Below are 18,692 nucleotides of genomic sequence, written 5' to 3' on the forward strand. Positions count from 1 at the left end.
CCAATCCGGATGCGACGCCCATATAGAGTGGGACATCAAGGAGACATCAATGCCGAAACTCAATTTCGCGTCAGCTACGGCGACTCTGGCAACGGTTGCCGTTGCGGCGCTCGCCGTCACGCTCGGCTCCGCAGCACCGGCCAGGGCCGATGCGCCATTCTGCTCGGAAAACTACAGCCGCACCGGGATGGGCCGTATGTGTGTCTATTACACCTATGAGCAGTGCCGCGTGGCCACCAGCGGCGTCGGCGGTTCGTGCAGCGCCAATGCGTGGTACCAGCCCCGTGAATATTATGAGCCCGCCCCGCGGCGGCATCGTCGGCACCGGCATCACGGCTGAGGCCGTTTCCGGTTCACGCGATTTTGTCGTCGCATATATCTTCGGCGCGGGTTTCCGCGCCGATATTTGTCTGCGGCGCGCCTTGAACCCATATTGCCGGGCGGCCGTATTTTTGGAACGCTGGCCGGGCAACACAGCGCGCTGAGGGAACGGCAAGGCATTGGTCATGAACGCGTCGGACAGTCAGGGTGCAGGCGGCGACAGCGGCAGGGACGCGTTCTACAGCGCCATGCCGGTGTTTCGCGGCTTCGCCAATCTGATGGACCCGTCGCTGTACCAGCCGGTGCCCGATGGATGGCTGATCGGCGTTGCCGATATCGTGCAATCGACCAAGGCGATTGCGGACAATCGCTACAAGGCCGTGAACATGGCGGGCGCATCGGTGATCGCGTCGGTGACCAATGCGCTGGACAATCGCGATTTTCCGTTTGCCTTTGGAGGCGATGGCGCGGGCTTCGCGGTGTCGCCGCAGGATGCCGAGCTGGCGCGCGATGCGCTGGCGGCCACCGCGACCTGGGTCAAGGAGGATCTCGATCTCTCCTTGCGCGTGGCGCTGGTGCCGATCGAGGCGATCCGCGCGCAGGGTCTCGATGTGCGGGTGGCGCGCTATGCGGCCTCGCCGCATGTGTCCTACGCGATGTTTTCGGGCGGCGGGCTGGCGTGGGCGGAAGCCGCGATGAAACGCGGCGAGTTCACCGTGCCGATGGCGCCGTCCGGCGCGCATCCCGATCTCACCGGATTGTCGTGTCGTTTTTCGGAGATGCCGGCGGAGCGCGGTCTCATCCTGTCGATGCTGATCGTGCCTGCATCTACGGACAGCGCGGCATTCCGCCGCCTGATCGAGGATGTGGTGACGCTGGTCGAGCGAAGCCCGGGTTCGGGACGGCCGGTGCCTGTCGCCGGGCCGCCGCTGCGCTGGCCAGTGCCGGGCGCGCAATATGAAGCGCTGGCGCAGCGCGGCGGGCCGCTGTTCGTCCGCCGCCTCAGTGTTCACGCCATGACGTTGTTCGCCTATGTGCTGTTTCGATTCGGGATTCCCGTCGGCGGTTTCGTGCCGCAAATCTATATGCAGCAGGTGGTGGAGAATTCGGACTTCCGGAAATATGACGACGGCCTGCGCATGGTGCTGGACTGCAAGCCCGAACTGGCCGACGCACTGGAAAACCGTCTTGCGGTGGCCGCCGCCGCCGGCACGGCGCGTTACGGCCTGCATCGGCAAGATGCGGCGATGATGACGTGCTTTACCCTGGCAGCGTCCCGGCCTGATCACTTTCATTTCGTCGATGGCGCACGCGGCGGTTATGCGTCCGCCGCCACCGCGTTGAAGGCGACGCTGAACTAACAAGCCGGACGTCTTTCGACGGTCATTGAAAAGGGCGGCGGAAACCTGCACCATCGCGCGACTTTCGCGGGCGCTGCAGGCGGATTATGGGCAGGATCGATTCCAGGGGTAAGCGCCGGCGTGGCAGGACATCGCTTTGCGGTGTCGCGCTCGGCCTGCTTGTCGTCCTCGGTTGTCTTGGCCCGGCGCAGGGCAGCGACGATGACGATGATGAGTCATCCAGCGCAGGCCCGAGGCAGCCGAACATCTATCTCGATTACAATACGGCCTATGCGATCGTGCCGCCCAATACGCTCGCGATCGGTTTCAGGAATTTCATTTCGCCGATTCCGGTGGGGTCGCAGGCCGTGATGCTGAACGCGCCGCTGACGGTAGATCTCACCGAACGGTTCTCGCTATATGGCGGCATTAGCGCCATCACGTCGCGGTCCGATACCTCGCCCTGGTCGTCGATGATCGTCGACAGCTTGAATATCGGGTTCAACGCCGACGTCATCCAGCAGGATAGTAAGACGGTGACGGTGATTTCGACTTTGACGCGGTCGATCAACAGCGCGCCGGGGCTGGGGTCGACATCGAACCAGACGGTCGTCGAACTCGATTACGGACTCAATGAAGATCAAACGAAGGGTTTGCTCGCGGGCACACGAGTGACCGCCGTCTGGGTGGATTCGGCGCTTGCGAAAGTCGAGCCGGCGTTCGTCGGATATCTCGGCGGCTATTATCAGTGGCCGAACAACTGGAAGCTGTCCGGTCGCTTCGGCATTCAGAGCTTCGGCGGGGCCCAAATCTTCGGCGGTCTGATCAGGGCAAAGGCGTTTACCCAGCCGACCATGCGGATCGATCTTGAGCGGATGGACGACAATGACAACCGGCTGTTCGGGGCGACGGTCGAGGTGTCCTGGATGCCGGAGCCGCTTGTCCAGTTCACGTTGCGGACGCCGCTCTATGCGGTGCGCAATTGAGCTTCGCGAACAGCGGCAACAGATGCGCTGTACCAGAACGTGTTCACTGAGAGGAACGGACATGGACATTCACGGAGGACAGAGGCAACGCCTTGACGTGAAGGGATCGGACATTTCGGGCTCGACCTTCGACGACGTCAACATGTCGGGCTGTACCGCGCACGACGTCAATCTCAGCGGATTGCGGATCGACTACGCCAACCTCGCGGGGCTTCATATCAACAATGCGAATATGGCCGGGGCCTGTCTCACGGATTGCCGGATCGAAGGCATGACCATTAACGGCATCAAGGTCGAGGACATGCTGGCGGCCTATGAGAAGCAGAAATAGCCATCCTTGGCGCCTCCCGCTTCGACTTTAGGCTAAAGCCACCCCATCAGGTGGAACTTTCCCGGTGCGCCGGCGTTTGGGCTGGTTGGCATGGGAAATACCGATGATTGCTGAGGACACCGCTTTAAAGACAGCGAACCGTTTCGATGCGTCCCTGACCCAGGACGGGCGCTACCGATTATTGATCGAAGCGGTAACCGATTACGCCATTTACATGCTCGATCCTGATGGGTGGGTGACGAGCTGGAATCCGGGGGCGCAACGCTTCAAGGGCTACACCGCCTCTGAAATCATAGGCCGTCATTTTTCCGAGTTCTATGTTGAGGAGGACCGCAAGTCCGGGCTTCCCGCGCGCGCGCTCGCGACCTCGGCGCGCGAAGGCAAGTTCGAGAGCGAGGGCTGGCGTATCCGCAAGGACGGCAGTCGGTTCTGGGCTCATGTGGTGATCGACCCGATCCGCTCGCCCGACGGGCAGCTCGTCGGCTTCGCCAAGATCACGCGCGACCTGACCGAGCGCAGGGCGGCGGAACAGCGTCTCAAGCAGAATGAAGAACAGTTTCGGTTGCTTGTGCAGGGCGTGACCGATTACGCGCTCTATATGCTCGACCCGCAGGGGCGCGTGAACAGCTGGAATGTCGGCGCAGAACGGATCAAGCAATACCGCGCCGATGAGATCATCGGTCAGCATTTCTCAAAGTTCTACTCGGAGAGCGACCGGCAGAAGGGTGAACCGCAGAACGCGCTGGACACTGCGCGCCGTGAAGGCCGCTTCGAAAAGGAAGGCTGGCGCGTGCGCAAGGACGGCACGCAGTTCTGGGCCAGCGTCATCATCGACCCGATCCGCGACGACACCGGCGCTCTCATTGGCTTCGCCAAGATCACCCGCGACATCACCGAACGCAGGGAAACGCAGAAGGCTCTCGACCAGGCGCGCGAGGCACTGGCCCATTCACAGAAGATGGATGCGATCGGACAGTTGACCGGCGGCATCGCCCACGATTTCAACAATCTGCTGATGGTCATTCTCGGAAGTCTTGAGCTTGTCGGCAGACGGCTCCCCGACGACGAACGGATCGCAACGCTGATCTCCAACGCGACCCAGGCCGCACAGCGCGGCGCCGCGCTGACCCAGCGCATGCTGGCTTTCGCGCGCCGCCAGGATCTCGATCTCAGGCCGGTCGATGTGCCGGACCTCGTGGGAGGCATGACCGATCTGTTGCAGAGATCTCTCGGCCCGTCGGTGTCGATCGAGACGCACTTTCCGCCCAAGCTCAATTTTGTTCACGCCGACGCCAATCAGCTTGAAATGGCGTTGCTGAATCTCGCGGTGAATGCGCGCGATGCGATGCCGGGTGGCGGCAGCATCGTCATCGCGGCGCGCGCGGAAACCGTCAAAGGCCGCTCGCAAGGCAGACTCAAGGCCGGGCGTTATGTCTGCCTTTCGGTGAAGGACACCGGCGAGGGCATGGATCGGGTGACACTGAGACGCGCGATGGAGCCGTTCTTCACCACGAAGGGTGTCGGCCGCGGCACCGGACTGGGCTTGTCGATGGTTCACGGCATGACCGAACAGTCCGGCGGCCGCTTCGTTCTGAAAAGCCAAAAAGGCGAAGGTACCACGGCGGAGATCTGGCTTCCCGTCGCCAAAGCGGCCAAAGCCGCTGAGAGAGAGCGTTCCATCCGCGACGGCGCACCGCACACCCGCCCGCTGGTGGTGCTTGCCGTCGATGATGACGGTCTCGTGCTGATGAATACCACGGTGATGCTGCAGGACATGGGGCATAAGGTGCTCGAGGCGACATCAGGCAGCCAGGCGCTCGATATCCTGCGGCGCGAGCAGGCGGTCGATCTCGTGATTACCGATCACGCGATGCCGAAAATGACCGGCGTTCAACTCGCCGCTGCGATCAAGGTCGAGCGGCCGGGCCTTCCGATCATTCTTGCGACGGGCTACGCCGAGCTACCGGCGGGCGAGGACGCCGAGCTGCCCAAGCTCAGCAAGCCATTCGGCCAGCAGGAATTGATGCAGGCCGTGGCCACGGCGATGGTGAATCAAGCTCCATTATCCAAGGCGATTTGATTCAACGCGATTTGCGTCCCGTCGATGATTGTGCGCCGCCGCGCCAGATGGATGCTGCGCATTCGTAGGCGTTGCCTGTCCAGCTTGACGGCCTTGGCGATGCGCATAAGCTGACGCTGCTCAAGTGCCAAAGATTTACGTCTTGATCCATGTCAGGAGAAAATCATGTCAGTTGCACGCGTCACCGAGCTTATTTCCGCATCCCCAAAAAGTTTTGAAGACGCCGTCCAGGTCGGCGTCAAGCGCGCCGTCAAGACGTTGAAGAACGTCGAAGGCATCTGGGTCGACAATCAGAAATGCGTCATCAGGAACGGCAAGATCGCGGAGTACCGCGTCAATCTGAAGGTGACGTTCATCCTCAAGGACTAGCGATACCTCGGCCGGATCGCCGCTCCGAGACATGTGCGGAGCGTTGATCCGTCAATGGCCAATCTGCAGGGTATCGTCGTCGTCCTCACCGGTGGCTTCGATAGGATCGAACATCGCTCGCCAGGCCGGCAGCGATCGTGACGGATGCTGCGCGGCCATAAGTTGCCGGATCGCGATCCGGATATTGGCGCGAGCCACGCGATCCTGTGCGATGGGCTGCGAATCCGGCGACACGTCATTCGCGATGGCTGCCAAGATTTTCTTCTTGGCCGCGACGGCTTCGGCGTGACCATGTACGTCGAGCAATTCTTGAAACGCATCGTGCCGCGCCCCATCGAAGGTTTGCGCCATGCCGCGCGTGTCTTTCGTCGGATGCGCCGGATAGAGATGCGCGCACGGAATCCAGCCATCCGGGACCGGTTCCGTCGCCGGATGGGTGCGGCGACTTCTGAGAAGTTTCGGAAGCACGTGGGTGTGCGGGCCTTCCGGGCTCTTCCCGGTGGGCGGTGGAATCGGCTGATAAACCTCGACGCGACCGGCGCGGCTGATGAAGACGCGATGGGGACTGGCGGCCAGAATGATCGACATGGCCGGATTGTCCGGATCGAAAACGGGACGGTTCAGACAGGGCTGTAGACGTGCAATCACATCGGCGTTCCTGATCCGGACGCAAAGATCGGCTTGAAGCGCATCGAGCCCGAGATCGAACAGCACGCCGTCGCGATCTTCCTCGCGCAGCGCGTCTCCGTCATGGCTCAACTCGGTGAGCACCGTGCGCCGGTTCATGGCGCAGGTATCCTGCGGCAGACACAGCGCGACGCGGTGGCTCCAGTCCTTTCGGGTGACGCTTTCGGAGGCGAATGGGCGAAGATCGTCACGAACCGTGATCGCAATGCCACCCCGCGCGGTCACAGCCGACACAACGCTATCCGATGTCGTCAACGTCACCGGTTCGTCGCGGCCCCGGGAAAATTCCGCGATCCCGCCGAAGGTGCCGAGACTCCATTGGGTGTCTGGATTGGAGATCTGCTCCGTCAACAGGTCCACGATGCTGGCCATCTGCGCCATGTTTGCGGTGTCCGGATCCGATCGGCTCGCGATAGCTGCTGGCTACTATGCCATCCGGCGCAGCAAGAACAAGGGTGATGGCTGCCTTGCGCCGCAGGTCTCGACAGGCCACGTCTGGCGGGCTTATCCTTGCCGCATGAGCGGACACGATCACGATCATCACGACCATCATCACCACGGCCATCACCATCATCATGATGATGATCATTCCGAATTGTCGGAGACGGAATTGCGCGTGCGCGCGCTGGAAACCGTCCTGACCGAAAAAGGTTACGTCGATCCTGCGGCGCTCGACCTGCTGATTGAAACCTATGAAACCAAGGTCGGACCGCGCAACGGCGCGCGCGTGATCGCCAAAGCCTGGGCCGATCCGGCCTATCGCGCGCGCCTGCTGGCCGACGCCACGCCCGCGATTGCCGAACTCGGTTATTCCGGTCGTCAGGGCGAGCATATCGTGGCGGTCGAGAACACCGCACATCAGCACAACATGGTCGTCTGCACATTGTGCTCCTGTTATCCGTGGTCGGTGCTCGGCCTGCCGCCGGTCTGGTACAAGGCCGCGCCGTACCGGTCGCGCGCGGTGATCGATCCGCGCGGCGTGCTGCGCGATTTCGGTTTCGAGCTTCCCACCGACACGGACATCCGCGTCTGGGATTCCACCGCCGAGATTCGTTATCTCGTGGTGCCGCAGCGCCCCGCCGGCACCGAAGGCTGGAGCGAGGAGCAACTCGCCGACCTCGTCACCCGCGACAGCATGATCGGGACCGGCTTCGCGAAATCGCCGGCATCGGCCGAAACATGAACGGCGCACATGACATGGGCGGTGTCGATGGCTTTGGGCCGGTGATTCCGGAGCCGAACGAGCCGGTGTTTCACGGCGAGTGGGAGCGGCGGGTTCTGGCGATGACGCTGGCGATGGCGCGGCCTGGCGGCTGGAACATCGACATGTCGCGCTTCGCTCGTGAGGACCGTTCGCCCGCGGATTATCTCAGCAAGACGTATTACCAGATCTGGCTCGTCGGTCTGGAGCGGCTGATGCAGGAGCGCGGTCTGGTAATGCCGGAAGAAATCGAGGCCGGCCGCATGGTGCATCCGCCCAAGGCGGGTGTGGCTGTTCTGCCTTCAAACGATGTTGATGCCATGTTGCGCCGTGGCGCGCCGACCGAGCGAGCCGCAACCTCAACGCCGCTGTTCGCCATCGGCGACCGTGTGCGCGCGAAGAACATTCATCCGGCAGGTCACATCCGGCTGCCGCGCTATGTCCGCGGCCATGTCGGCGTGGTGGAATTGCTTCACGGCGCACATGTCTTTGCCGACAGCAATGCGCGCGGCGCCGGCGAAAATCCGCAGCAGCTTTACACCGTGCGCTTCACGGGGCCTGAGCTGTGGGGCGAACGCGCCGATCCGCGCACGGCGGTTTCGGTGGATGCCTGGGAATCCTATCTGGAGCGCGCCGAATGACTATCGACCAGAGCGCCGCGATGCAGGCCACGGCGAGCGTTCCCGGAATTCCGCGCGACGACGAGGGGCCGGTGTTTCGCGAGCCGTGGGAGGCGCGCGCTTTCGCCATGGCGCTGGCGTTGCATGCGCGCGGCCTGTTCACATGGACGGAATGGGCGGACGCACTGGCGCAGCAAATCAAGCTCGCGCAGGCCGAAGGCGACGCCGACACCGGCGAAACCTATTACAATCACTGGCTTGCGACGCTCGAGAAATTGGTGGCGGCGAAGAACATCGCGCCGGCGAGCGAGCTGGACCGTTATCGCGATGCCTGGGATCATGCCGCCGACCGCACGCCGCACGGACAGCCGATCGAACTGACGCCTCAAGATTTCTGACGCGCGGCCCACCTTCCCACCGGATTCGACAGCCATTCTCCGCTCATTCCCGCGCAAGCGGGAATCCAGCGCTTCAAGGCCTGGGTCCCCGCTTTCGCGGGGACGACCGGAATGAAATGCGTTGGACGCTAACCCATCTCTTCGTTCAGGAACGGATTGGTCATGCGCTCGTGGCCGAAATTCGAGCCGGGACCATGGCCGCAGATGAATCCGATATCGTCGCCGAGCGGCAGCAGCTTGTTCTTGATCGAGCTGATCAGCGTGGCGTGATCGCCGCCGGGCAGGTCGGTGCGCCCGACCGAGCCGCTGAACAGCACGTCGCCGACGATCGCGAAACGCATATCCTTGTTGAAGAACGCCACGCTGCCGGGTGAATGCCCGGGGCAGTGATAAACGTCGAACGTGAGGTCACCGATCTTGAGCTGATCGCCTTCATTCAGCCAGCGATCCGGCGCGAAGTTGCGGACGCCGGTCATGCCGAAATTGGCGCCGCTCGCAACGACGTTGTCGAGCAGATACTTGTCCGCGATGTGCGGACCCACGATCGGCACTTTCAGTTCGTCACGCAGCTGCGCCGCGCCGCCGACGTGATCGATATGGCCGTGCGTGATCCAAATCTCGTCGACCGTGATGCCGGCCTGCTCGATTGCGGCAAGGATGTCAGGAACATCCCCGCCGGGATCGATCACGACCCCGTGCATGGTCGCTGCGTTCCATAAAAGCGTGCAGTTCTGCTGGAACGGCGATACCGGAACGATCAGGGCGCCGGCTTTGGCGGCAGTCTTCGATTCATCTGTCATGCCGGTCACAATGCTGATTTTTTGCGCCGCGCCAAGTGGATTCCGACGAATCCTGCTGATGAGAGGGTTGCGCGTCGCGGGTGCACCCGCTCTGCGGTCAGGCGACGCGTAGGTTCGGCTTCACGGTCGCCACCATGTCGAACGGTTCCGGTCGACCGACGCCGTAGCCTTGCGCGTAATCGACCCCGATCTCACGCAACGCCTGGAGAATGGCGTCGTTTTCGACGAATTCGGCGATGGTCTGCTTGCCCATCACCTTGCCGATGCGGCAAATCATTTCAACCATGGCGCGGTCGATCGGATCGTCGAGCATGTCCTTGACGAAGCCGCCGTCGATCTTGAGGTAGTTCACCGGCAGATGTTTCAGGTAACCGAACGACGACATGCCGCTGCCGAAATCGTCGAGCGAGAACCGGCATCCCAGTTTCTGCAGCACGCCGATAAAGCGGTTGGCATTGTCGAGATTGGCGATCGCGCTGGTCTCGGTGATCTCGAAACAGATCATCGCCGGCGGAATATTGAACAGCTCGAGCTGTTCGCGAACGTAGTCGACGAAGCCTTCGTCGCTGAAGGTTGCGCCTGACAGGTTGATCGCGCAGGTGGCGATGATTTCGGATGCGGCGAGCCGGGTGGAGATGATCTCGAAGGCGTGATGCACGACCCAGCGGTCGATCAACGGCATCAGGCCGTAGCGTTCGGCAGCAGGGATGAAATCTCCCGGAGGAATCAGATTGCCGTCCTTGTCGCGCAGCCGCAGCAGAAGCTCGATATGCGCTCCGGCGTGGCCGGTGTCGTGCAAGGCAGCGATATTCTGTGCGTAGAGACAGAAGCGCTCTTCATCCAGCGCGTCGTGAATGCGTTGCACCCACGCCATTTCACCGAAGCGATGCAGCAGCTCCGTATCGCTCGGATTATGGATCTGGATCCGGTTGCGGCCCTTCTCCTTGGCAAGGTAGCAGGCGAGGTCGGCCGTGCGCAGGGTTTCATCCTTGGTGGCGCGGCCGCGCATCTGCACGAGGCCGATGCTTGCCGTGATCGTGAACGACCGCCCGTTCCAGACGAAATTGAGATCCTGCACCGCCTGACGCAGCCGTTCGGCGACGATTGCGGCCCGATCGAGATCGCCGTTCTCCAGCAGGATCGCGAATTCATCGCCGCCGAGCCGCGCCAGCAGATCGTCGACCCGCAAATGCAGCTGCAGCGCCGAGGCGACCTCGCACAGAAGCTTGTCGCCGGCGGCGTGGCCGCAGGTGTCGTTGATGATCTTGAACTGGTCGAGATCGAGGAACATCAGCGCATGCGGGCCCTGGCGGTCGCAGTCCTCCTGCAAGGCCTTCTCCAGCCGGTGTTCGAACTCGCGGCGGTTGGCCAGCTTGGTCAGGCTGTCGTGCGACGCCTGCCATGACAGGCGGGCGATATATTTTTTCTCGCTGGTCATATCGTGCAGCACCAGCACCGCGCCCGCGACGGCGCCTTCCTTGTAGAGCGGCGTTCCGATCATGGAGATCGCGACGGACGTGGAATCCGGCCGTTGCAGCAATTGCGGACGCGCGGTGTGGGTGAGGTCGCCGCCCTCCAAAATCTGTTCGATCTGGCTTTCGCGTAGCTGTCCGGTCTCTTCGTCGAGAATTTTAAACAGTGAGGCGACCGGCAGTCCTCTTGCGGCCAGCGCGCGGCAGGCTACCAGTCGCTCGGCGGCCGGGTTCATGTATTCGACGTTGCCCTTTGCGTCGGTGCTGATGACGGCGTCGCCGATAGCCGCGAGGGTGATCTGCGCGCGCTCCTTCTCTGTGCGCAGCGCATGGATGAATCTGCGGCGCTGCGCCAGGAAATAGCGCGCCATCGTCAGCAGCAGCCCAACCAGCAGCGCGGCAACGAGCAGATTGGCGATGGTCAGGACGAGCTTGACCTGCCGCGATCCGTTGCCGAGGCTTTCGACGTAACCTGTCGCCTCGGGCGCGATGCGGGCGTTGAACTGGTCGATCCGCTCGCGCAACGAGTTGAGTTGTGAGGGCGAAACCGGTGTGCCGTTCTGTTCGGTCTGGATCTGTTTCGCAAGGTTGGTGAGTTCATCGAGTATCGCATCGGTGTTGATCCAGTGCGTGATCGCTTTCTTGAACGGCGGCAACTCCCGGAAATGGCGGTACAGCCAGATGACGCCGTCGATGTCGTCGGGATGAATTCCGCCTTGCAGAAAGCCGTCGCGGGCGGTTGCGAGGTCTGGCGGCTTTTGTTCAAGCGCGAGACGCGCGGTGCGGTCGCCCAGCGGTCCGGCGATGGCTTTCTCGTATTGTTCGAAATGCCGGTCGTCGCCGGTTTCGCCGTAGAGATAAAGATGTTGGACGGCGTCCTTCTGGCCCTTCGACCACAGGCTTTCGCCGCCGACATAGGCGCGGACGGATGACAGGACGCTCAGGCTCATCCCAGCCAGAAAGGCTTGCAACAGAACAATGGCGATGAAGGGCGAGACCAGCCGCAGCAGACGCATTTTCGCTGATACAAAATTGAACTTCATCGGACGCCGTACGCCCCCCGCCTGCCGTTTGACTTGAATTCCCTGACTGCCATTCCCATTCCAGCGCAGGCGGCGCGGCTCTTGGGCCCGTCCGTCATGCGCGAGTTCCAACACTGGCGGTAACCGATTAAGAACGCGCGAATGATGCCCCTTCCGGTTGCGGAACCCGGAAGTTGCGTGAATCACGGGTAAACAGCTGGAAGCATTCTTTAATGACGCCGGTCTGCGTCGGCCTCGGCGGGGCGGCTGGCCATGCAGCCCAGTCAAATGAGGGCTTTCTGGCCAGCCGTTCAGCGTTGCGGCGTTCCCGGCATCGACGTTGGCGAAATGAGGTTACCGCCTGGTCTGGGCTTTCAGCGTGTCCTCCACCGCGCGGTCGAAGGACGAGGCCTTGGCGGGTGAGGCGCTGCGCTTCTTGTCGGTGACGTAAGCGTCGCGCTTCTGCACGAGAGCTGCGAGCTTTTCATTCAGGGCCTTGCGCGCCTGCGTCTGCTTGTCGAGTTCGGCCTTGCGTTGCTCGGGCGAGAGTTTGCGCAAGCCGTCGGGAAGTTCTTCCTCCTTGATGTCGCCGAGCGTCGCGCGGCCGGACGCAACCGCGCTGACCAGATCGCCGTCGCCGGTGACCGCTTCGGACGAGACCTTCGAACGCTTGTTGAGATAGCTCGCCATGTCGGAGGCCGACGCGGGCGCCGCCGCCGCAACCTGCGACAACTGCCGGGTTTTTTCCTCGACGCGCTTTTGCAGTCTCGTTGGTCCATAGGGAATCACGGTGCCGTTGATTTCCTTTTGCAGGATGATGATGTCGTCGTCGTAAGGCGTTTCGATCACCACGACCTCGCCGCCGTCCTGCGGAATCGGAATGAAGCGGCCGTCGCCGAGTTGCGCGATGTCCTGCCAGACGCGCTCGGTGTCGCGGGCGCGGCCGGCCAGCACCGCGTTGACCACGATGTCGCGCTGCTTCGCCACGGCGAGCGTCTTCGGGTATTTCGTGTCCTGCGCGTAGTCCATGTGCGGCGGCGCGTCGCCAACCAGAAACACGATGCGCCGCGCGTCGCTGCCCTTGGTCCATTGCAGCTTGTTGACCGCGACATCGAGCGCTTCGTTGACGCTCTCCGGCCAGTCGCCGCCGCCGCGCGCTTTCAGTTCGAGCAGGTTGGCGTAGATGTCCTGAATGTCGGTGGTGAGATCGAAGGTTCTGGTCACATACTCGTCGCCGATATCGCGATAGGCCACGAGGCCGATGCGGATGTCGGCGTCAGGATTGGTGTCGACGACACTGTTTGCGATCGACCAGATCTTTTGTTTGGCGCCTTCGAGCAGACCGCCCATCGAGCCGGTGGTGTCGAGAACGAATGCGACTTCGACGGTCGGCTTCGCAACGGCTTGCGAGAGCGTTGCGGTGACCGGCAGCGCGAGGACGGCAAGTGCGAATGCACGGCCGCCGGATTTGAATCTGTCGGTGATGCGAGTACATTTCCCCTCCAAGGGATGAAACCAGTGCCCTGAATCCGAAGTTCGCTTTGTTTTGCAGCGCGTTCTGTAGCGAACTTCGGATTCAAAAGGGCACTGGCTAATTGTGATTCCAGTGTGGTTTTGGTTCGCAAGTCCGCAAAAGGATATGCGGCAGCAACGATGCGGACTTGCGAACCACCACACTGGTTCGCTCCCAGCGGAACCCATGGTTCCCATGCTTCGCGACGGCGCGGAGCCCGAATTGTGTCGGGCCGCGTACGCTTTTAGGGCTGAGGGGTTTTTGCTTTTCTGCTACCCTCGTTGGAATCATGCATTCACCGTTTCGCCATATCGAGCCGGGTTTGCCGCCGGATCGCCGCCAGTCCGACACTGCGCTTGCGATTGCGCGCGGCACGTCCAGGCTTTTGAGATCGCTGGGCTTTTCCTGCGTCAGCGAATTGACCCTGCCGTCGGGGCGGCGCGCCGATCTGGTGGCGATGAACGCGCGCGGCGACATCTGGATCGCCGAGATTAAATCGTCGGTCGACGATCTGCGCGCCGATCAAAAATGGCAGGACTACCGGATGCATTGCGACCGGCTGTTCTTCGCCTTCACGCAGGATCTGCCCTGCGATCTGTTTCCGCCCGAGACCGGATTGATCGTCGCCGACGCCTACGGCGCGCACCTGCATTGCGACGCGCCCGAGCATCGGCTGCCGGCCGCGACACGCAAATCGATGATGATCAGTTTTGGATTGCTGGCGGCGCAGCGGATCGGGCGCCTCGCCGATCCGCAGGATTATCCCGGCGTCGGCGCGTAACCGCGGCCTTTGCCGGCGCGCGTGAAATCCACGACGACGTTTTCCATCGGCTTCAGCGCATTCTCGAACATCGCGAACGCGATCTCCGCGCCATGCACCACGCCCGCTGTATCACTCTGCGCGGCGGGATGAATTTCCAGCAGCGTCAGAAAGCTCGGCCAGAACCGCTTGCCGAAGCCGTGGCGAAGATAGGCGGTCGCGTTCATCGCGTCCGAGTCGGGATGCTCCGCAAGACGCGCCAGCATCACGCGCGCACCCATCCGTGAGGCTTCAAGCACATAGACTGCGCCGAGCATTTCCGCAGCCGATCCGAATGCGGGCAAGGGCAGTGGATTGCAGGTGATGTTCAGGGTTGCGAGGTCGCGTTCAAGCGCGGGTGTGCGAATGCGCTGCGTCCAGTCCGGAATCAAACTTTCGATTCCGTTGGCTTCGAGGGCTGCCTCGATCGGGAACAGCGCTTCGGCCTGACTTCGCAGGAAGCCCTCATAATAAAGGGGAATGGCGAGATCGAGTTTCGCTAGCGCAACGTCGAGGCGGCTGTGCGACATTCTCGTCGCTTCGCGGATCGTATCCCAGATTGCGGCGCCCATGACGGTTTCGCCTTATGCTGCGCTAACTCATGTTACCACGATTTCGCGCGACGGTACGAACGGCTCAAGCAGGGTTGTCACGTAATTCCGGGTCACCTGAACGGGATAGGCTTCTCGCCTGCGGACTGTGATGCGCGGCGCACGCAGGGACGATCCCTGCGGCCAGTCGATGCGATAATCCTCGACCAGACCGAACTGTTTGGTGACTTCAAGCCGGGACGAGATTTCGATATGTCGCGCTTTTCGCATCTGCTCTCGGCGGCGTGGCCGCTCCCTTTCTGAATGGTCCTGCGTGGATAACGCAGGGCCGCTCACAAAAGTTCCGCCGGCGAGCCGCTGTTCAGCGCGGCGCGCGCTTGGCCAGGATACGCTGCAAGGTCCGGCGATGCATGTTCAGGCGGCGCGCGGTCTCCGAAACATTGCGATTGCACATCTCATAGATGCGCTGAATGTGTTCCCAGCGGACCCGGTCGGCCGACATCGGATTCTGTGGAAGCTGCGACTTGTCGGTGCCGCTTGCGAGCAGCGCCGCGACAACGTCGTCAGCGTCAGCGGGCTTCGAGAGATAATCGACCGCGCCCATCTTCACCGCGGTGACGGCGGTTGCGATGTTGCCGTAGCCGGTCAGCACAATGGCGCGGGCATCCGGCCGCTGACGCTTCAGCGCCGACACCACGTCGAGGCCGTTGCCGTCGCCGAGCCGCAGATCGACCACCGCGAAGGCTGGAGGAGTCTGATCGATGTGATGAAGTCCGTCGGACACATTGTCGCAGGCGGTCACCGCGAAGCCCCGGGTCTCCATGGCGCGCGCCAGCCGTTCGAGAAACGCCTTGTCATCCTCAACAATCAGCAGAGAACGGTCGGCAATCTCGGTCAAATCGGCAGTTGCGGTCACGGTGATGCGCCTCCTGATGTGGTTTCATAGATATGGCGTCTCTATCGGGCGATGCCAAGGCCGAGAAACAGGTCTGCCGTCCTAATCTGCTGTCCTAAAAAGGTACCCGGCCGTACTGGCCCTCAAAGCAATGCCGGTGACGGAACTTCCGAGGTCTCGAAACTGCTGCGAGGCCAGACAATCGTTACAATTGCGCCGTGGTCGGGGAATGTGCGGTTGGTGAACGACACCCGTGCGCCGGTTCGCTCCAGCAAGGTGCGCGCGATGAAAACGCCGAGGCCGAGACCGCCGCCCTGGGCGTCGCCGGTGCGCCGCCGCGTCAGATAGGGTTCGCCGATCCGCTTGAGAATGTCCGGCGCGATACCGGGTCCGTCGTCGGAGATGACGATCTCAACCGTGCTCGCATCCCACCACGCATTCACCTCGACACGCTCGCGCGCGAAATCGACCGCGTTCTCCAGAATGTTGCCGACGCCGTAGAGGATCGCCGGATTGCGCATGCCGACCGGCTCGGGATCCTGGGCCAGTGCGATACGCACCTTGATGGCGATGCCGAAATCGCGATGCGGCGCGACCGTCTCTTCGATCAGTGTCGAGAGCGGCATCCGGTCGAACGGCGCGCCGTGCGACGAGAGCTGCGTGATCTTTGCAAGAATTTCACGGCAGCGCTGTGCCTGCTCGCGCAACGTCTTCAGGTCGTTGCGTGCATGTTCGTCGAGCCCGCTTTTTTGAACAGCCTGCTCGAGTTCGCGCGAGATCAGAAAGATGGTGGACAGTGGTGTTCCGAGCTCATGCGCGGCGGCGGCGGCGAGACCGTCGATCTGGGTCAGATGCTGTTCGCGCGTCAGCACAAGCTCGGTGGCGGCCAGCGCGTCGGAGAGCTTGCGCGCCTCTTCGGTGACCTGAAACGCGTAGAGGCTGGTGACGCCGATCGCCAGCACGATCGAAAGCCAGACCGCGACCATGTAGGTCGGCGGCAGCACCAGCGGCTCGTCGCCATTCCACGGCAACGGCAGGTGGAAGAATCCAAGTGCCGTGGCGCAGGCTGCTGCGAAGATTCCGAGTGCGATCGTGATCCGGGTCGGCAGCGCCGTTGCCGAGATCAGCACCGGCGCAAGGAAAAGAAATGAAAACGGATTCTGCAGGCCGCCGGTCAGGAACAGCAGGGCGGCGAGTTCCGCGATGTTGATAGTGAGCAGCGCGGCGGCGTAGCGCGGCGCCAGGCGGTGGACCGGGTTGAACCGGACCTGCAGCACCAGATTGAGGAGCGACGACAGCCCGATGATGACCACGCAGGGAATCACCGGGACTTCGAAATCGAGCCCCTCGGAGACGATGAAGATCGTCGCCAGTTGCCCGAGCGCGGCAAGCCAGCGCAGCCTCAGGATGGTGTCGAGGCGCACATAACGGGTGGAGTGGCGGAAATCGGACCTGAGATCGCTCATGAGCTAGTCTTAGCGTCCAGCCACGCCGATCACAAACGGCGTCCACATCGGACCATTGCAAATCCGGCCCTTGCAGACAGGGCGCGGTTGGCTCATTGAACGCCTGTCATGACTGCTCCGCTTCAAGCCAACGTCACGCCGCAGTCCGGTCCGGCATTGTCTGACGCCGCGATCCGGCTCGACCAGCTGGTGAAGGTCTACAAGACCACGCGCGCTGTGGACGATATCTCGTTCACGATTCCGCGCGGTTCGGTGACGGGGCTGCTCGGAGGCAATGGCGCCGGCAAGACCACGACCATCTCCATGATCATGGGTCTGGTGTCGCCGACATCGGGCCATGTCAGCGTGCTCGGATGCGCGATGCCCGAGCAAGGCGCCGAGGTGCTCGGCCGGATGAATTTCGAAAGCCCCTACGTGGACATGCCGGGCCGGCTCACCGTGCGGCAGAACCTCAACGTATTCGGCCGGCTCTATGGCGTGACGAACCTGAAGGAACGGATCGTTTCGCTCGCCGCCGATCTCGATCTGAACGAATTCCTCGACCGTCCCAGCGGCAAGTTGTCGGCGGGCCAGAAGACGCGGGTCGCGTTGGCAAAGGCCCTGATCAACGAGCCAGAGTTGCTGCTGCTGGACGAGCCGACCGCGTCGCTTGATCCGGACACCGCGGACTGGATCCGCAGTCATCTGGAAACCTATCGCAAGGAGCGTGGGGCCACGATCCTGCTGGCCTCGCACAACATGCTGGAAGTCGAACGGCTGTGCGACCGCGTCATCATCATGAAGCGCGGGCGCATCGAGGACGATGACAGTCCGGCCGCGATTCTCGCGCGCTACAACCGCGCCACGCTGGAAGAAGTGTTCCTCGATGTGGCGCGCGGCCGCGTGCAGCAGGCCGCATCATGAGCGGCGTCGAGCTTCGCCACGGCAATCCGAATGCCCTCGCCCTGCACCGCATCGGCGCGATGATCCTACGCCACTGGTATCTGCTCACGTCGTCGTGGCCGCGGCTGCTCGAGCTGATTTACTGGCCGGTGTTGCAATTGATCACATGGGGCTTTTCGCAGGCCTATATCTCCCAGAACGCGGGTTTCTTCGCCAAGGCCGGTGGCACCTTTATCGGCGCGGTCATCCTGTGGGACATCCTGTTCCGCGGTCAGCTCGGCTTCTCGATGTCGTTTCTTGAGGAAATGTGGTCGAAGAATCTCGGCAATCTCCTGATGAGCCCGCTCAAGGTCAGCGAATACCTGATCTCGCTGATGGTGATGAGCGTGGTGCGGCTGGCCGTCGGCGTCATTCCGATGACGATACTCGCCATCGCTTTCTTCGGTTTCAACCTGTTCGGTTTCGGCTTCGCGCTGGTGGCATTCTTCTGCAACCTGATCTTCACGAGTTGGTCGTTCGGGCTGATCTCGTCGGGGCTGGTACTGCGCAACGGCATGGGCGCCGAGGGATTGGCGTGGACTCTGATGTTCGCGCTGCTGCCGCTGACCTGCGTCTATTACCCGGTCTCGGTGTTGCCAGAGTGGCTGCAGGTGGTGGCGTGGATGTTGCCGCCGACTTATGTCTTTGAAGGCATGCGGGCCTTGCTGATCGACCAGGTGTTCCGCGCCGATCTGATGATCCAGGCACTGGCGATCAATGTGGTTCTGTTTGCCATATCGACTGTGGCCTTTTTGCTGCTGCTGAAAAGCGCCCGAAAGCACGGTTCCCTGGTCCAGAGCGGCGAATAGCGCTGGAAAACAGGGGCCGCCCCTTAATTAAGGGCTGGCCTGTAGATTCGTCGGATTGACGCATTGTCGCAGTCCAGCGCAGTATGCTGCGCTGCGAAACCGGGATCGAGG

20 protein-coding genes are annotated in these 18,692 nt (G+C 62.2%); 12 read left to right on the top strand and 8 right to left on the bottom strand.

Translation table 11 applies throughout. The annotated features are described in order from the left end of the window. Window positions 1-49 precede the first annotated feature (49 nt). The 6 genes from HNQ36_RS10940 to HNQ36_RS10965 all read left to right on the top strand — a co-directional run bounded on the left by HNQ36_RS10940 (window position 50) and on the right by HNQ36_RS10965 (window position 5,427). Window positions 50-340: a DUF3551 domain-containing protein gene (locus HNQ36_RS10940; protein ID WP_184084761.1), complete on the top strand. Its 291-nt coding sequence runs from the start codon at window positions 50-52 to the stop codon at window positions 338-340. 166 nt (window positions 341-506) lie between these two features. After that, window positions 507-1,682 carry a DUF3095 domain-containing protein gene (locus tag HNQ36_RS10945; RefSeq protein ID WP_184084764.1) on the top strand — a complete coding sequence of 392 codons (1,176 nt, stop codon included), beginning with the start codon at window positions 507-509 and terminating at the stop codon, window positions 1,680-1,682. An 86-nt stretch (window positions 1,683-1,768) separates the two neighbouring features. Then, window positions 1,769-2,647 (top strand): hypothetical protein, encoded by an 879-nt coding sequence (locus tag HNQ36_RS10950; protein WP_184084767.1) that lies wholly within the window; start codon window positions 1,769-1,771, stop codon window positions 2,645-2,647. A 61-nt stretch (window positions 2,648-2,708) separates the two neighbouring features. Then, window positions 2,709-2,978 carry a pentapeptide repeat-containing protein gene (locus tag HNQ36_RS10955; protein WP_184084770.1) on the top strand — a complete coding sequence of 90 codons (270 nt, stop codon included), beginning with the start codon at window positions 2,709-2,711 and terminating at the stop codon, window positions 2,976-2,978. Window positions 2,979-3,081: 103 nt separating this feature from the next. Then, window positions 3,082-5,058, top strand: a complete 1,977-nt coding sequence (locus HNQ36_RS10960) for a hybrid sensor histidine kinase/response regulator (protein ID WP_184084773.1) — start codon at window positions 3,082-3,084, stop codon at window positions 5,056-5,058. A 165-nt stretch (window positions 5,059-5,223) separates the two neighbouring features. Next, the gene (locus tag HNQ36_RS10965) at window positions 5,224-5,427 is read left to right on the top strand and encodes a dodecin family protein (protein WP_184084776.1); all 204 of its coding nucleotides are present in this window, start codon (window positions 5,224-5,226) and stop codon (window positions 5,425-5,427) included. A 51-nt stretch (window positions 5,428-5,478) separates the two neighbouring features. On the opposite strand, the gene HNQ36_RS10970 is transcribed toward HNQ36_RS10965, so the two are convergent. Continuing rightward, window positions 5,479-6,495, bottom strand: coding sequence for a DUF6925 family protein (locus tag HNQ36_RS10970; protein ID WP_184084779.1), 1,017 nt, complete (start codon window positions 6,493-6,495; stop codon window positions 5,479-5,481). A gap of 136 nt (window positions 6,496-6,631) precedes the next feature. On the opposite strand from HNQ36_RS10970, the gene nthA reads away from it, so the two are divergent. From nthA to HNQ36_RS10985, 3 genes are read left to right on the top strand one after another with little or no spacing between them, the layout of a single operon-like run. Then, the gene (gene nthA, locus HNQ36_RS10975; protein WP_184085921.1) at window positions 6,632-7,297 is read left to right on the top strand and encodes a nitrile hydratase subunit alpha; all 666 of its coding nucleotides are present in this window, start codon (window positions 6,632-6,634) and stop codon (window positions 7,295-7,297) included. Next, window positions 7,294-7,956: a nitrile hydratase subunit beta gene (nthB, locus tag HNQ36_RS10980; RefSeq protein WP_184084782.1), complete on the top strand. Its 663-nt coding sequence runs from the start codon at window positions 7,294-7,296 to the stop codon at window positions 7,954-7,956. Before nthA ends, nthB begins: the two co-directional genes overlap by 4 nt. Then, window positions 7,953-8,333, top strand: coding sequence for a nitrile hydratase accessory protein (locus HNQ36_RS10985; protein ID WP_184084786.1), 381 nt, complete (start codon window positions 7,953-7,955; stop codon window positions 8,331-8,333). Before nthB ends, HNQ36_RS10985 begins: the two co-directional genes overlap by 4 nt. 128 nt (window positions 8,334-8,461) lie before the next feature. Here the strand turns inward: HNQ36_RS10985 and HNQ36_RS10990 are convergent, their stop codons facing one another. The 3 genes from HNQ36_RS10990 to HNQ36_RS11000 form a co-directional block, all read right to left on the bottom strand. Beyond that, a complete protein-coding gene (locus HNQ36_RS10990; protein WP_184084789.1) occupies window positions 8,462-9,133 on the bottom strand; it encodes an MBL fold metallo-hydrolase in 672 nt (223 codons plus the stop codon). Window positions 9,134-9,230: 97 nt separating this feature from the next. After that, window positions 9,231-11,648: an EAL domain-containing protein gene (locus tag HNQ36_RS10995; RefSeq protein WP_184084792.1), complete on the bottom strand. Its 2,418-nt coding sequence runs from the start codon at window positions 11,646-11,648 to the stop codon at window positions 9,231-9,233. A 333-nt stretch (window positions 11,649-11,981) separates the two neighbouring features. Then, window positions 11,982-13,133, bottom strand: coding sequence for a vWA domain-containing protein (locus HNQ36_RS11000; protein ID WP_184084795.1), 1,152 nt, complete (start codon window positions 13,131-13,133; stop codon window positions 11,982-11,984). 296 nt (window positions 13,134-13,429) lie between these two features. On the opposite strand from HNQ36_RS11000, the gene HNQ36_RS11005 reads away from it, so the two are divergent. Further along, window positions 13,430-13,921 (top strand): MmcB family DNA repair protein, encoded by a 492-nt coding sequence (locus HNQ36_RS11005; RefSeq protein ID WP_184084799.1) that lies wholly within the window; start codon window positions 13,430-13,432, stop codon window positions 13,919-13,921. Here the strand turns inward: HNQ36_RS11005 and HNQ36_RS11010 are convergent. The 4 genes from HNQ36_RS11010 to HNQ36_RS11025 form a co-directional block, all read right to left on the bottom strand. Further along, complete coding sequence (locus HNQ36_RS11010) at window positions 13,900-14,511, bottom strand: biliverdin-producing heme oxygenase (RefSeq protein ID WP_184084801.1); 612 nt, start codon at window positions 14,509-14,511, stop codon at window positions 13,900-13,902. The genes HNQ36_RS11005 and HNQ36_RS11010 overlap by 22 nt on opposite strands. A 27-nt stretch (window positions 14,512-14,538) precedes the next feature. Then, a complete protein-coding gene (locus HNQ36_RS11015) occupies window positions 14,539-14,760 on the bottom strand; it encodes a hypothetical protein (protein WP_184084804.1) in 222 nt (73 codons plus the stop codon). Between the two features lie 91 nt (window positions 14,761-14,851). Beyond that, window positions 14,852-15,406 (bottom strand): ActR/PrrA/RegA family redox response regulator transcription factor, encoded by a 555-nt coding sequence (locus HNQ36_RS11020; protein WP_046828371.1) that lies wholly within the window; start codon window positions 15,404-15,406, stop codon window positions 14,852-14,854. A 122-nt stretch (window positions 15,407-15,528) separates the two neighbouring features. Continuing rightward, the gene (locus HNQ36_RS11025) at window positions 15,529-16,851 is read right to left on the bottom strand and encodes an ActS/PrrB/RegB family redox-sensitive histidine kinase (protein WP_184084807.1); all 1,323 of its coding nucleotides are present in this window, start codon (window positions 16,849-16,851) and stop codon (window positions 15,529-15,531) included. 108 nt (window positions 16,852-16,959) lie between these two features. Here HNQ36_RS11025 and HNQ36_RS11030 point away from each other — a divergent pair, with 108 nt between their 5' ends. Together HNQ36_RS11030 and HNQ36_RS11035 are read left to right on the top strand one after the other, a co-directional pair. Next, complete coding sequence (locus tag HNQ36_RS11030) at window positions 16,960-17,754, top strand: ABC transporter ATP-binding protein (RefSeq protein ID WP_184084810.1); 795 nt, start codon at window positions 16,960-16,962, stop codon at window positions 17,752-17,754. Beyond that, complete coding sequence (locus tag HNQ36_RS11035) at window positions 17,751-18,581, top strand: ABC transporter permease (RefSeq protein WP_184084813.1); 831 nt, start codon at window positions 17,751-17,753, stop codon at window positions 18,579-18,581. Before HNQ36_RS11030 ends, HNQ36_RS11035 begins: the two co-directional genes overlap by 4 nt. Window positions 18,582-18,692: the final 111 nt, after the last annotated feature.

It is taken from the genome of Afipia massiliensis (assembly GCF_014203115.1).
Lineage (GTDB): Bacteria > Pseudomonadota > Alphaproteobacteria > Rhizobiales > Xanthobacteraceae > Afipia > Afipia massiliensis.